This is a genomic window from Roseimicrobium sp. ORNL1, assembly GCF_011044495.1.
Classification (GTDB): domain Bacteria; phylum Verrucomicrobiota; class Verrucomicrobiia; order Verrucomicrobiales; family Verrucomicrobiaceae; genus Roseimicrobium.
The window spans coordinates 7479725-7492470 of record NZ_CP049143.1; the positions used below are offsets into that span (position 1 = coordinate 7479725).

The 12746-nt window shown below is 61.3% G+C and carries 13 protein-coding genes; 6 read left to right on the forward strand and 7 right to left on the reverse strand.

The window, feature by feature from the left end:
* Positions 1-5 precede the first annotated feature (5 nt).
* The 6 genes from ispG to G5S37_RS30310 all read left to right on the forward strand — a co-directional run bounded on the left by ispG (position 6) and on the right by G5S37_RS30310 (position 5421).
* Positions 6-1814 carry a (E)-4-hydroxy-3-methylbut-2-enyl-diphosphate synthase gene (ispG, locus tag G5S37_RS30285; RefSeq protein WP_165210196.1) on the forward strand — a complete coding sequence of 603 codons (1809 nt, stop codon included), beginning with the start codon at positions 6-8 and terminating at the stop codon, positions 1812-1814.
* Positions 1815-1867: 53 nt separating this feature from the next.
* The gene (locus G5S37_RS30290; RefSeq protein WP_206026221.1) at positions 1868-2470 is read left to right on the forward strand and encodes a hypothetical protein; all 603 of its coding nucleotides are present in this window, start codon (positions 1868-1870) and stop codon (positions 2468-2470) included.
* A 61-nt stretch (positions 2471-2531) separates the two neighbouring features.
* Positions 2532-3125 carry a hypothetical protein gene (locus G5S37_RS30295; RefSeq protein WP_165210202.1) on the forward strand — a complete coding sequence of 198 codons (594 nt, stop codon included), beginning with the start codon at positions 2532-2534 and terminating at the stop codon, positions 3123-3125.
* Positions 3126-3157: 32 nt separating this feature from the next.
* A complete protein-coding gene (locus G5S37_RS30300; RefSeq protein ID WP_165210205.1) occupies positions 3158-3988 on the forward strand; it encodes an MBL fold metallo-hydrolase in 831 nt (276 codons plus the stop codon).
* A gap of 436 nt (positions 3989-4424) precedes the next feature.
* A complete protein-coding gene (locus G5S37_RS30305; RefSeq protein WP_165210208.1) occupies positions 4425-4979 on the forward strand; it encodes a hypothetical protein in 555 nt (184 codons plus the stop codon).
* A complete protein-coding gene (locus G5S37_RS30310) occupies positions 4966-5421 on the forward strand; it encodes an Imm1 family immunity protein (RefSeq protein ID WP_165210211.1) in 456 nt (151 codons plus the stop codon). The genes G5S37_RS30305 and G5S37_RS30310 overlap by 14 nt, the downstream gene beginning before the upstream one ends.
* A gap of 11 nt (positions 5422-5432) precedes the next feature.
* Here the strand turns inward: G5S37_RS30310 and creB are convergent, their stop codons facing one another.
* From creB to G5S37_RS30345, 7 genes are all read right to left on the reverse strand, one after another.
* Positions 5433-6206 (reverse strand): two-component system response regulator CreB, encoded by a 774-nt coding sequence (creB, locus tag G5S37_RS30315; protein ID WP_165210214.1) that lies wholly within the window; start codon positions 6204-6206, stop codon positions 5433-5435.
* 56 nt (positions 6207-6262) lie between these two features.
* Positions 6263-6676 (reverse strand): hypothetical protein, encoded by a 414-nt coding sequence (locus G5S37_RS30320; RefSeq protein ID WP_165210217.1) that lies wholly within the window; start codon positions 6674-6676, stop codon positions 6263-6265.
* A 16-nt stretch (positions 6677-6692) separates the two neighbouring features.
* The gene (locus G5S37_RS30325; RefSeq protein WP_165210220.1) at positions 6693-7103 is read right to left on the reverse strand and encodes a hypothetical protein; all 411 of its coding nucleotides are present in this window, start codon (positions 7101-7103) and stop codon (positions 6693-6695) included.
* 27 nt (positions 7104-7130) lie between these two features.
* Positions 7131-8372, reverse strand: coding sequence for an inner membrane CreD family protein (locus G5S37_RS30330; RefSeq protein ID WP_165210223.1), 1242 nt, complete (start codon positions 8370-8372; stop codon positions 7131-7133).
* A gap of 43 nt (positions 8373-8415) precedes the next feature.
* Positions 8416-9654 carry an inner membrane CreD family protein gene (locus G5S37_RS30335; RefSeq protein WP_165210226.1) on the reverse strand — a complete coding sequence of 413 codons (1239 nt, stop codon included), beginning with the start codon at positions 9652-9654 and terminating at the stop codon, positions 8416-8418.
* Positions 9655-9709: 55 nt separating this feature from the next.
* The gene (locus tag G5S37_RS30340; protein ID WP_165210229.1) at positions 9710-11413 is read right to left on the reverse strand and encodes a hypothetical protein; all 1704 of its coding nucleotides are present in this window, start codon (positions 11411-11413) and stop codon (positions 9710-9712) included.
* A 114-nt stretch (positions 11414-11527) separates the two neighbouring features.
* Positions 11528-12718, reverse strand: a complete 1191-nt coding sequence (locus tag G5S37_RS30345; protein ID WP_165210232.1) for a transglutaminase domain-containing protein — start codon at positions 12716-12718, stop codon at positions 11528-11530.
* Between the last annotated feature and the right edge of the window lie 28 nt (positions 12719-12746).

The following is a 12746-nucleotide window of genomic DNA, read 5'->3' on the forward strand; positions in this document are numbered from 1 at the left end:
TGCTCATGTCCGACCGCTCCGCGCAGCCCCTGCTCAGCTACTGCCCCGATCTGTACCACTACCAGCGCCGTGAAACGCGCGAGGTGATGGTGGGCAAGGTGGGCATTGGCGGCAAGAACCCGATTCGCGTGCAGTCGATGATCACCAGCGACACGCGTGACACGGAAGCGAGCGTGAAGCAGGTGTTGGATCTCGCGGCTGCTGGCTGCGAGATCGCGCGCATCACGGCGCAGACACGGCAGATTGCGGAGAACCTGGAGCACATCGCCTCCGGCGTGCGCGCCGCAGGTTGTGATATCCCCCTGGTGGCGGACATCCACTTCAAGCCGGATGCCGCCATGGAAGCGGCGAAGTGGGTGGAGAAGGTGCGCGTGAACCCCGGGAACTACGTGGACAAGAAGAAATTCGCCGTCCGCGAGTACACCGATGAGGAATACGCCGCCGAGGTCGCGAGCATTGAGGAGGAGTTCATTCCCCTCGTGCGCCTCTGCATCGAGAAGCAGCGCGCCATGCGCATCGGCACGAACCATGGCTCGCTGAGTGATCGCATCATGAACCGCTACGGTGACTCACCGCTGGGCATGGTGGAGAGCGCGCTGGAGTTTGCCCGCATCGCGCGGCGTGAAGGCTTCCACAACTTTGTCTTCTCCATGAAGGCAAGCAATCCCAAGGTGATGATCGAGGCCTACCGCCTGCTGGTGGCGCATCTCAATGCCCTGGGTGGCGACTGGAACTATCCCATCCACCTCGGCGTGACCGAGGCTGGCGATGGCGAAGATGGCCGCATCAAGAGTGCCATCGGCATCGGTTCGCTGCTGGCGGATGGCATCGGCGATACCGTGCGTGTGAGCCTCACGGAAGATGCCGTGTATGAAATCCCCGTCGCCCAGGCGCTGGTGAAGCCGTACAACGACGGCGTGCCCGCGCGCTTCCCGCGTGTGGAGAAGGCGCCGGCGGTGAGTTATGATCCCTTCGACTACGAGCGTCGCGAAGCGACCGTGGTGAAGGAGAACGACGTGAAGATCGGCGGACATGAAACCGTGGCCGTCTTCACCAGCCGCAGCAAGTGGGATGCCGTGGCGCACAAGCTGGACAAGCTCGGTGACTACAAGCCCGAAGTGGTGCTGGAAGACAGCGCCGTGGTAGCCGTGGATCCGCGCGATGAAAGCCAGTTCGACGGCCTCAAGGATTCTGAAGTCGTGACGGTGCAGGATGGTCTCGATCTTCCCGTGATCCCCGCGTATCGACTGCTCGCCGCGCGCCTCAAGCAGCTTGGCCGCACGTCACCGATTTTGCTGAAGGACACCCTGCAGCCCGCCACTCAGCCCGGTGCGGATTTCCTTCCGACGATGCTCAAGGCAGCGACGAACATCGGTTCGCTGCTGTGCGATGGCATTGGCGATGCGGTGGTCGTGCAGGGTGAAGAAGCTCCCGGTCAGTCCCTGCGCCTGAGCTACAACATCCTCCAGGCCGCGGGCACCCGTATCTTCAAGACGGACTATGTGGCCTGCCCGAGCTGCGGACGCACGCTCTTCAATCTACAGACCACCACGCAGGAGATCCGCGCTGCCACCGGTCATCTCAAGGGCGTGCGCATCGCGGTGATGGGTTGCATCGTAAACGGCCCCGGCGAAATGGCCGATGCCGACTTCGGCTACGTGGGCGGCGCCCCGGGCAAGATCAACCTCTACGTGGGCAAGACCGCGGTGAAGTTCAACATTCCCCAGGCAGAAGCCGTGGAGCGTCTCAAGGACCTCATCAAGGAACACGGCCGCTGGGTGGATGCGCCTGCGCAGGTCGCGGAGGCGGTGTAGGTGAGGCGTTCCCCTGGTTGACAGCGCCGTTCAGCGGCGCATGAAAGGCTTCGATGAAGGTGGAGCACTGCCCGCATTGCCAGAGCATGGTCATGTTCGCGGGCGACCACTGCTCCCGCTGCCGGAAGCATCGCGTCACCGGCGCGCTGATGGCACCTGATGAAATGAAGGCCCGGCTGAATGATGCGCGCAAGGTCGCGAGCATGCGCACCGCGCACGATCAGGAGGCTATCAATCAAGAGAGCAGGCTGAAGCTGGCCACGACCCTGGCGATCATCGCCGGCATTCTGGTGGTCTTGAGCGGCATTCAGGGAAAGGCAGCCTTTGTCACCGTCACGGGAGTGGCCATGTTCTTCGCCGGACTCCAGTTGTACCTGCGCAATGCGGTGAAGTTCATCGCGCTCTTCCTGATGCTCGCTAGCAGCTTCTTCCTGGTGCTTCGCGCCATCGATCTGGTTTTCATTTTCTCCCAGGCCGGACTCATGGTGGCAGGCGCCATGCCCATGTGGATCCTCTGGAGCGGGCTCTTCCTGATCTTGATGGTGACCAGCTTCAAGATCCTGGTGCACGATCCCAACAAGGACGCCACGCCTCCGCCGGTGCCTATGCCGAACAGCGCACCCACCGGTAGTGCGCCGAAGCCACCCAACGAATAGACCGCCGCGATAAAAGATGCCTGCCTTGACATGCGTTTGCTCTACCTCAATGGAGAACGCCATGAAGGCCGAGAACTGCCCGCACTGCCACAGCATGGTGTTGTTCAGGGAGGGACGATGCCCGCGCTGCAAGAAGCACCGGGATCCTGCGGAAGAACTCTCGGCCCAGGAGCGCCTGCAGCTCAACAACGAGACGCGCCGCAGGTTGTACGTGGAGTCCCAGGTGACACAGCCTGCCAGCGAGCAGGCCCACCGGTTGAAGCGCATCTCGCTTCTCAGCGAAATCGCGGGTTACCTCACCACCGCCAGCGGGGCCTTGATGTTCAGCCCTGCAGGTGTGCTGGGAGGCGCCATGTTGATTGCGGCTGCGCGGTTTCTGCGTGGCGGCGCTGGAGTGAAACTGATCTGCATCTTCCTGATGCTGGCGTCCATCATCGGCGCTCTCTGGTGTGCCCTTATCCTTTATGCGTACCTCGATCGAGGAGGCAGGGCTTTCTGGTTGATTCCCCTGCTGCGGCTGGCGGCGTTGCCTTTGTTCGTGACGGTATTCGTCCTGTGCTGGAAGACAATCATCCATGGCTTCTCCAGGCAGGTGGTGCCTCCTCCCGTGCCGCTCACTCCGACTCCGCGGGAACAATCAGGCGACAAAACCTGAGCTCGCGCTAGGTTGCCGTTGTACCAATATCGATGAGCGGACATACGGGACTGCAACTCACCTTTCTGGGAACGGCGACATCTGTGGGAGTGCCGATGATCGCCTGCGACTGCGAGACCTGCCGCAGTAGCGATCCCAAGGACAAGCGCCTGCGCTCTTCCATCTATGTGAAAACGCCGGAGTGCTCGTGGATTGTCGATACCGGACCGGACTTCCGCACGCAGTGCCTGCGCGAGAACATCCGGCGCGTGGATGCCGTGCTCATCACGCACCCGCACATGGATCACCTTACGGGCTTCGACGACCTGCGACGCTTCACCATTGGCGAAGATGCCCTGATGCCGGTGCATGCCATGCCCTCGTGCCTCGACGCACTGAACCGGATTTTCTATTTCAGCTTCCTGCGCGAGAACCGCTGGCGCGGTTATCTGAAGGCCGAGGCGAAACCCATCGAAGGGAACTTCGCCCTGGGTGAAACCGAGGTGGTGCCGCTCCCCGTGGAGCATGGCAAGCATGAGACCATCGGCTTCATGTTTGTGCGAGGTGGTAAAAAGCTCGTCGCTTACATGAGTGACTGCAAAGTAGTGCCACCAGCCACGCTCGAGTTGATTCGCGGTGTGGACACCCTGATCTGCGATGCCCTGCGCCACACGCCGCATCCCACTCACATGAATTTCGCCGAGGCCCTTGCCCTGCGCGACGTGCTGCAGCCACGCGAAACGTGGTTCACCCACATCATGTGCGAGATCATGCACGCACGCGAAGAAGCCAAGCTGCCCGCTGGTGTGCACATCGCCTATGATGGCTTGAAGCTGCGCTGGAAAGATGATGACCTCGATCAAGCCACTGACCCGCAGGTTTAGCCTCGTACCGAGGTTGCTGCCTGAAGGGCAGCAGGATTCCGCAAAGCGCATGAACGTTAGGTCAAGGATGTGGAAGTGGTGCCGAAGGCCTTGGACTGCGTGCAGCCCTGCTGCCGCTTTCCTTAAGTGCAGCCTGCTGCACGCTTCGCCGCGACGAAGTCGCCAAGCTTTTTTGGACACGCCACCTAACGAGCGAGTGTCACCATCGCCACAGCAGGCTGTGGACTCTGGAAAGCGGCAGCAGGGCTGCGCGCAGTCCAAGGACGCTGCGCGTCACAGTATCCGGATCCTTTGCAAACGTGCCTCAGTCCCTGGTGTCACAGTTCTCCTCCGCCACTCCGTGGCAAAACTACCTTTAGGTAAAGCACGCAACCGAGCGCCACGCCCATTCCAGGCTTGACACGCGAATCGGTTTCTTGGGAGGATAGTCATCGCCATGCAGCGATTCCTTTGGATCCTGATTCCCTGCGGCATGATCGCCGCGGCGGTGGTCGCTGGGACCATGGACATCGAAACCGGTCCCCGGCCGGAGATTCGCGTGGTGCAAGCTCCAACACAAGCGGAAGGTCCGCGCTATGTGCTTGAGATCGTAAATCCAACCTCCAGGGAACTGGTGTATTGGGGTTATGGAGCCAATAGCCCCATGTACCAGATGGAGATCCTTGAGGGCGGAAAATGGACCAATGCGATGCTGGGCTGGTGCGGCACTGGCGCCACGGCGGAGCGCATTCCTCCCCACAGTACCCAGCAGTTTGAAGTCTCCATCCGTGACACCCCTTCCAAAATCGGTCTCCTGCTTCTGCCTCGAGGTTTCAAACGTAGCGAGGCATTTCAGTTCGAGTGGCTGCCTTACGCAGTGCGCGCCAAGCTCGTGATGTGGCAGAACGATCGCCTGGACGCAAAGCTCAAGAAGAAGGTGGTGTGGAGTGAACGCCTGGACCCGTTGCCACCGCAGCCATCCAGTGTCGCCTACCTTCATGCAAGAGACTGAAACCGGCATGTGGATCCTCGAAGTAGACGAGAGCCCCACGATATTCCCATCAAAACAGGAACTCATCCCGGCACTGGCCGCGGCCCTGCAATCCCGCAGCCGTGGCCGTGTGGATATCTCGGAGGACTATGGCAAGCGATCCTGGTGGGGGCGGTTCCTGAGTATGGCACCACGCATGATCCAGATGCACGTGGCCATCGAATGGTGTAATGGCTGTGCGGCCCTCATTTTCTTCGATGATGCGGTGAACGAGCATCGCGCCATGGATCGCGAGCAGCCGGTGTTGGTGGATGCACAGGTCCGACGCCAGATCTCCCACGGAGAGCAGACGCCCGCTGCGGAAGACGAATGCATGTCCCTGCCACGTGCACAGCAGGCCATCACGGAATACCTCCAGACCGGAGAGCGCCCCCCGTGGCTGCAGTACAGGGTGGTGAGGTAGCCGTAGGGCTGCTACACCCACTTCTCCGCCAGCGAGTACCCCAGTCCGCGGTGCGTGACGATGGGCTCCACTTCGTTGCGTACGGTCTTCATCTTGGCACGCAGGGACTTCACATGGGCATCCACGGTGCGCTCCATGGCGGCCTCTGGTTCGTCGCTCGCATGCTCCATGAGCTGGGCGCGGCTGAAGACACGGCCGGGATGCTTGGCAAACGTTTGCAGCAGCCGGTACTCGTAGCGGGAAAGCGGCAGCACCTCGCCGAAGTAACGGATCTGGCAACGGGTCTCATCCACGGACACCGGGGTGGTATCTCCCTGAGATGACGACAATGCAGCGGCTGGAGCAGAGTCTTCCGTGGACGAAGCAGCAGTAGCAGACGACGGCGCAGCAGGTGCGCTCTTCGGCCGATGATCTGCCCGGCGCAAGACAGCACGCACACGCGCGGTGAGCTCTCGCGGGCTGAAGGGTTTGCAGATGTAATCATCGCCCCCTATCTCCAAGCCGACCACACGGTCTAGTTCTGACGAGCGCGCGGTGAGAAAGATCACCGGCACATCCTTGAGGAGCCGCAGCTCACGGCACAACTCGAAGCCTGTGGTATCCGGCAGCCCGACGTCCAGCACAGCCAGGGCGAAGTCCTCCGCCTCTACGCGGGCCAGCGCGTCTGCACCTGTGCTGCACGCACAGGGGGCAAATCCCTCCGACTCGAGCGAGTACACAATGTTGTCCGCAATGGACGGCTCGTCCTCGACGATCAAGATGCGTGGGCGGGCCGTGGGAAGCATGACAGAGGAAGGTGGATGAAGTGCAGGAAACAGCGTCATTGCATTGATGATCGAAGTCAGGCTTCGGGCAAGAGTTCCGTGTGATAACCGTCAAACTCGGTGGGCGAGCCGGTCCACGGGCGGGTCTCCACGAGGCGGGGCGGCTTTCCAGGACTGGACCACGTGGTCACATAGACGATTCCGTTGTCGGCAAAGTAGTAGTGGCAGTCCAGATGCAGCACGAGGTGGGTGACGCGCGTGCAGCCGTGCTGACGGATGACCTTGAGATGTGCCGCCTGCTGGAGCACGTCGAGATTCTGCGACACGGCCTCAAATGCTGGCGGCGCTTCCTCCTGCATCACCAGACCCATCACGGGATACTCAAGATCAAGGCCCACAGCCGGCGGACGCACCACGTCGTGCTTCAGGAACGTTCGCGTGGAAACCAGAACGCCCAGGATGAGGGCGAGCAGTATCAGGATCCATCTCATAGAAACAAGGTCCTTCCTAGGATGAAGGAATCAGCGTAGTGCGCGGCAGCCGCAACTTGGGGAAGCGCTCCATCGCCAACTGCACCGCTCGATAGGCCAGCAACGCCACCAAAAGCCCGCCAAACGCGCCCGTCGCTCCACCCATAACGAGTATCACACCATGATGGGATATCGCCGGCCAAACGTGGGTAAGGGTCAGCGCCGTCACCGCTCCCATCATGGCCCCGGACAGTACGCCCAATTGCACAAAGAAGGCCCGTACGCCTGCCAGCGCGTTCCCACTGGAGAAACCCACAAGGACGGAAATGGCCAGCACGCTGACCATGAGCATGGCAAAGGCAATCACGCAGAGAATCACGGCTGCCACCGCTGCCGCCGCCAACACTGCCAGAGCGATGAAGATGATGATGAGGTGGGGAATGTCCATGGGTATCCACAAGTAGAGGCACGATCATCAGGTCGATACGGGCGCAGGCATGGGTCCGTTCTTGGGTTTACTGCCGCCCAGGAGGGTCTCACGCCCATAACGGAACACCTCCTCCCAATTCACCTTTGCCGTGGCAATCATCAACAGTGCAAGCGTGGCCACCGCGGTGATGGTGAGTGTGAGACCGGTGAAGCCATCAAAGAAGAAGCTGTAGCTGAAGAGCACCATGTAGGCGAACTGCGCCGTCACCGCAATGATGCTGATCGACTTTCCCGCCACCGCGTGAAGGTAGCCGCTCACCATCACCAGCGAGATCAACGCAGCGATGACGAAGGCCACGTGCAACGGCATCTGATCGCCCAGATACGCCAGCAACAGGTGGAACGTGAAGAACCCCGCCGCCAGGAACGCATACGTCATGGGATGGAGATTGATGCCACGCAACATGCTCGTGACCACCAGCACGCCAAAGAAGAGGACAAGCGACACCGGGGCAAAGAAGGTGATGCGCGCAATGACCGGGCCGGCATTCAGCAGCTTCGGCATGTCCACGGCGATGTCCCGTGCATCGATGGTATCGGTGTAGTTCCACGCCAGGTCCATGCCTTCTCCCTTGGTCACGGGTTCCTCCTTCGATGGCGAAGTCGCGCCCACAGGATAGCTCACATCAGCGAAGTCCGTCACCATGGTCAGGCTGAAATTCTTCACCCGGGTACCCTGGGGAAAGGTGTAGGACCAGCGGTCCAGACCACGCGCATTGTAACGCACCGTGAGCGGCACCGTGGTGCCGGCGGGAATCAGGGTCACTGTTTCCACCATGCCGTTGTGCGGCGCGACGTCCGTCGTCTTGCCTTCGCCCAGCTGGAAGGCGAAGTTGTCATAGCTGGTGTCCTTCGTGGGCAGGGACAGTTGCACGCGCACATTGCGTGCGCTCGCCGCGGTGTTGGTGATTTCATAGCGCGCGGAGAACTCCACGTCATACGTGCGGTGCCAGAGCAGCCCGCGTTTCTTGGGTTCATACTTGAGGCGCGCGTCCACCTTGGATGACGCAGGCAGCATGACTTCCGCCTGTCCCGAGCCTGAGACACTGTCCCCCAGAAGCACCAGATGCGGCTGCGCCAGCCCCGGCCCCCACACCTGCCGCACCTCGCTCCCCATGCGCGAAGCGGAAGCCCGCGCACGCTGGTGCAACGTGGCGCCCAGCACGAACCACGCAAACGTGGCTGCGCCGGTGATGGCGAGAATGCTGAAGAGACGTGACGAGGTCATGGCAGTGGGTAGTTGAAAAGAAGAAGGATAGGAGGCGCGACACTCACGCAGTAGCAGGGCGACCTCCCGAAGGAGGTGCAGGCGGCGGCATCACGGGCGGGTTGGATGCAGACCGCTTCTTTTCAGCGAGCTGTTCCGCCCAGTTCACCTTCGCCGTGAACTTCATCAGCAGGGCCAGTGTGAAAATGGCTCCGATGGTGATGGTGATGCCCGTCATGCCATCAAAGAAGAAGCTGTAGCTGAAGAGCACCATGTACGCGAACTGCGCTGGCACTGCGACCATGAGCATCTTCTTTCCACCCACGGCCATGATGTATCCGCCCACCAGTAGCAGGGAGACCACCGCCGAAATCACAAAGCTCAGATGCAACGGCACCAGGTCCACGAGGTAGGCAAACAGGAGCTGGAAGGCAAAGCAGCCCGCCGCGAGGAAGAAGTAGTTCATGGGATGCAGGTTGATGCCCAACACCACCCCCATGAGCACCAGCACCGTGAAGAAGAACACCAGGGACACCGGCGCGAAGAACGCAATGCGCGACGCCACGGGGCCGGCATTCAGCACCTTCGGCATATCCATTCCAATCGCGGGCGCAGAGAGCACATCCGGATAGCTCCAGGTGTAGACGTGCTTGATCTCATCTCGCGATGTGGGTGAACCGGTGCCGTTGGGGAAGTTGATCTCGGCAAAGTCTGTCTGCATCACCAGCTCAAAGCCCTGCACGCGGCTCGCATCCGGGAAGGCATACCGCCAGGTCTCCATGCCCCGGGATTCATAAGAGACCTTCAAAGGGGCTGTTCCTTTGGCCGGTACCGTGAGCGCTTCCGTGATGACGCCAGCCTTCGGAACCGCACGACGGAGCGACTCATCCCCCAGGGTAAAGACGAAGTTTGTATAGCTCGCTTCCTCCGAGGGGAGCTGATACTGCACGTAGATCGTCTGCGGAATCGGCGTGGGATTGGTAAACTGATATTCCGCGTTGAACTGCACCGAATAGGTGCGGTGCCAGAGCAGGCCACGCTTCTTCGGCTCCGAAGACAGGTTGACGGTGATCTTGCTTGAGTCCGGTTGCAGCGTCACCTTGCGATTGTTTCCCGTAGGCGCGTGATAGAAGGCGGAGGGGTGAAGCTGCTTCTGCGAAGCGCCCCAGACGGCCGCCACTTCATTGCCCATGTCGCTACCGGACTCCTGAGTGCGCACTTGGAGTGTGGTCCCGAGAATGCCCCACGCCACAGCAGTGCAGAGCGTGATCAGGGCGATGGTGAAGATGCGAAGGACAGTCATGGCAGGATAATGCGAGTGGTAAGGTGACAAGAAGGTGGACGTGTGCTTGGTCTGTTCATTCGAGACCGCGCTTGCGATAGAAGAGTGCGATCTGAGGGCGCTCGTTGCGGCACAGCTTCTTGATCAAGCTGAGGGTGGAAGCATTGCCGCTTGCGCTCGTGTCCGTCGCGAACTCCACATTCCCCTCCGCACCGACGGCTTCATATCCCTCTGGAATCTCCACGTTCCAGAGCACTTCGTGAATGAAGAGCGGCGTCTGCACGAGCTCGAGCGCGGACTGGCCCTCCACGGCATCCAGCTTGCCCTTCACTTCGGTGTAGGAGAGCTGCACCTCGCTCTTGCCGTTGCTGGCAAGAGGCACCTCCAGCGCACCATCCGCACGCACAATGGGGTTCACCGGAGTGTTGTTCACCGAACACTTCAGCAGCGTGCTCTTCTCCGGCAGCTTCACCACCCAGCGCTCGGGCTGCTGATGTTCGATCTCCACCTTCGTCTCCGACAGCACGGACCCATCCGCCACGAGCTTGGTGACACACGTGCTCTTCGTGATCACCGCAGACGCGGTATCCACGCGTGGCAGCAACTTCGCCGCCACGGTGACTTCGGCTGCGCCTGCCACCGTGCCAAATTCTGGAGCCTTGCACTCCTCGGCGATCCACTTGGACAGACGCACCGGGGACACCGGCGACTGCATGTCCGGCGCACTGAATTCCACGCCGGCCTGCAGCGCGAACATGAAGAGTGACTTCGTCTTGTTCCCGCCGGCTACGGCGGGAGCACGCAGTTCCCAAGAGGTGGCGAGTGGAAGCTGGGGAAGCGCGTACGTCAGGTGGAACTCACGCTCCATGATGTCGCGTGTCTGCCAGCGCAGGCGCAGCTCGGCACCGCCATCGGCGTTGCGCACCACTTTCCAGTCGCGGATGTCCTCCGCTTTGGAAAGGGTGACGCCACGCACATTCGCTGGCAGGACCAGTGTCGCTTCGAGCGCCGAGCCATTCACGGCGAGCAGCCGCACACGCGCGTGGTGTTTGATTTCACCATCGCCTTCGACAGCCAGCACTTCGTTTTGCACCGTCCACTCGCTCGCTTGCAACGGCGGCGGCGGTGGATCGGGCTGCGGCTCGGAAGCAGCATCCACCAGACTCAGCACGCTCTGCCCGCCCTTGAGGGGGAGCGCGAGCTGCATGGAGCCATCCGGCGCGGCATCCACGCGCTGCTCACCCAGCTTGAGCAATTGTTTCCCCGCCACGCCGTTTACCTTCAGGGTGGCCATGGCGCTTGGCGCAGATTGCAGATCGAGGAAAGGACCACTTCCCAGGGACGGCAGTGCGGTCTCCACAAACCGTACCTTCACGGAGGCGGCTCCCTCCGTGTTGGTGAGCAGGAAGAGATCGTCACCCTCCACCAGCAGTCGCGCATCCGCAGGCTCCACACCGGCCACGGCGGGGCCTGCGCCCATGAGGCGGATGCGTTCCCAGCGCTTGCCGAAGGACTCCACCTTGAAGTCCGCCTCCAGCTTCAGCTTGCCGGTGGAGACATCCGCGCGGAAATCGGCGGCCAGCAGCGCGCCCGGCGGCGGCTCCTTCGCATCGACGCCGTGGGCGGTCTCCCACAGCTTGCGCAGCTCCGAATAGGGGATGCGCACCTCGGCATTGTCCAACGAAGGAAGAGGTGATGTCGTTGGCACCTGCCCCGTGGAGGTGGATGTCCATGCCAGGGAGGCGGTGCAGACGAGGAGGCAAAGGCGTGCGGGAATCATGGCAGAGGCGGAGTGAACAACACTCCCACTCTGCCGGGCACGCGTGAAAGCCGCGTGAAACGGTCGTGAATTGACCGTGAAAATTCGACGCGGTGCGGCGCGAGGCGCGCCTGGCTAGCTGCGCTTCCTGCCGGAGGCGATGGGCATGATGCCGAAGTCCCTCGCTTCCTGGATATTGATGAGCTGGTAGTCCGTCTCCTCTTCGTCGCCGAACTTCTCGGCGTTCTCCTCGAGATCCTCGTTCGCAGTCGAGATGGCGCTCTTGAAGGTCTTCAGCGAGGTGGCAAATTCCTTCTTCTTCAGCTTCGCTTCCATACTCGGCAGTTCCTTGAGCGGCTTGAGCTTGTCGTTCCCCAGCATGGTGGTCTCCAGCCCCACGGTCGTTTCTCCCTCCGCATCGGTGTCGAAGGCGAGGTAGCAATGTCCCGGCACCATCACGAGGTAGGAAGTGATGCCAATCTTGCGCAGCAGGGAGGCCATCAGCACGGAGCCGTCCACACAGTTGGCCTGGGTGGCATCGAGGCTCTCGTCCAGGAAGCGCACGGTCTGGCAGTAGACCGTCTTCGCGCCCGGGGTGGTGGAAATGTCCGAATAGCGGATGCCCTTCCGCTGGAGCACATGCCAGATGGCAAAGACCTGGGTCAGCACCTGCTCCGAGTCCTCCGATTGGTAGCCGGTGAAGGAATCCACCAGTCCGGTCTGCAAGGCTTCCTGCAGGATCTTGTCGATCCAGGGGTGGTTTTCATTCACATAGGCGGCGAACATCCAGGAGAGATCCAGGGACTCGGCTTCCTCGCCATGATCCACCCAGAAGGGGCAGTCGTTCAGGCCATGCATGGTGACGATTTCATTCCGCTCTCCGAGCACCGCGCCGTTCAGGCTCACCTTGAAGGTCAGGTTCACCGGCTTCTGCTCCCGGATCTGGTGGAGCACCTCATAGTTGAAGACGGCCTTCGGGGTGATGTAGAGGTCCTCGGTGGCCTTCTTGATTTTCACTTCCACCTGGGAGGGCTTGAGCCAGCCGTCACCCTGCACTTCGACCTTCAGCACGGAATTGGCGGGTACATTCGAGACATTCACGCCGAACCACCCATTGGGGTCTCCGAAGGTGGGGGCATACTCTTCGCCATCTTCATCCACCTCAGCCTCAGCCTGCCAGTCCACCGTGGCGGTGGCAATCAGGAGACTGGGGAAGACGTCCCCGCCGGTTTCCAACCAGGGTTCCCACTTCACGGGCTTGGCAGCCTGAAGGCTGCAGGCAACAAAGAGGAGACTGGCGGCAAGGGAGGCCCGTAAGACTTTCATGAAGGTATTCTCTGGACGCTGAACGCAG

What these genes read in the sequence shown, in the direction of transcription:
- ispG (WP_165210196.1), top strand. Translation starts at nt 6, where the DNA reads ATGTCCGACCGCTCCGCGCAGCCCCTGCTCAGCTACTGCCCCGATCTG.
- G5S37_RS30290 (WP_206026221.1), top strand. Translation starts at nt 1,868, where the DNA reads ATGAAGGTGGAGCACTGCCCGCATTGCCAGAGCATGGTCATGTTCGCG.
- G5S37_RS30295 (WP_165210202.1), top strand. Translation starts at nt 2,532, where the DNA reads ATGAAGGCCGAGAACTGCCCGCACTGCCACAGCATGGTGTTGTTCAGG.
- G5S37_RS30300 (WP_165210205.1), top strand. Translation starts at nt 3,158, where the DNA reads ATGAGCGGACATACGGGACTGCAACTCACCTTTCTGGGAACGGCGACA.
- G5S37_RS30305 (WP_165210208.1), top strand. Translation starts at nt 4,425, where the DNA reads ATGCAGCGATTCCTTTGGATCCTGATTCCCTGCGGCATGATCGCCGCG.
- G5S37_RS30310 (WP_165210211.1), top strand. Translation starts at nt 4,966, where the DNA reads ATGCAAGAGACTGAAACCGGCATGTGGATCCTCGAAGTAGACGAGAGC.
- creB (WP_165210214.1), bottom strand. Translation starts at nt 6,206, where the DNA reads ATGCTTCCCACGGCCCGCCCACGCATCTTGATCGTCGAGGACGAGCCG.
- G5S37_RS30320 (WP_165210217.1), bottom strand. Translation starts at nt 6,676, where the DNA reads ATGAGATGGATCCTGATACTGCTCGCCCTCATCCTGGGCGTTCTGGTT.
- G5S37_RS30325 (WP_165210220.1), bottom strand. Translation starts at nt 7,103, where the DNA reads ATGGACATTCCCCACCTCATCATCATCTTCATCGCTCTGGCAGTGTTG.
- G5S37_RS30330 (WP_165210223.1), bottom strand. Translation starts at nt 8,372, where the DNA reads ATGACCTCGTCACGTCTCTTCAGCATTCTCGCCATCACCGGCGCAGCC.
- G5S37_RS30335 (WP_165210226.1), bottom strand. Translation starts at nt 9,654, where the DNA reads ATGACTGTCCTTCGCATCTTCACCATCGCCCTGATCACGCTCTGCACT.
- G5S37_RS30340 (WP_165210229.1), bottom strand. Translation starts at nt 11,413, where the DNA reads ATGATTCCCGCACGCCTTTGCCTCCTCGTCTGCACCGCCTCCCTGGCA.
- G5S37_RS30345 (WP_165210232.1), bottom strand. Translation starts at nt 12,718, where the DNA reads ATGAAAGTCTTACGGGCCTCCCTTGCCGCCAGTCTCCTCTTTGTTGCC.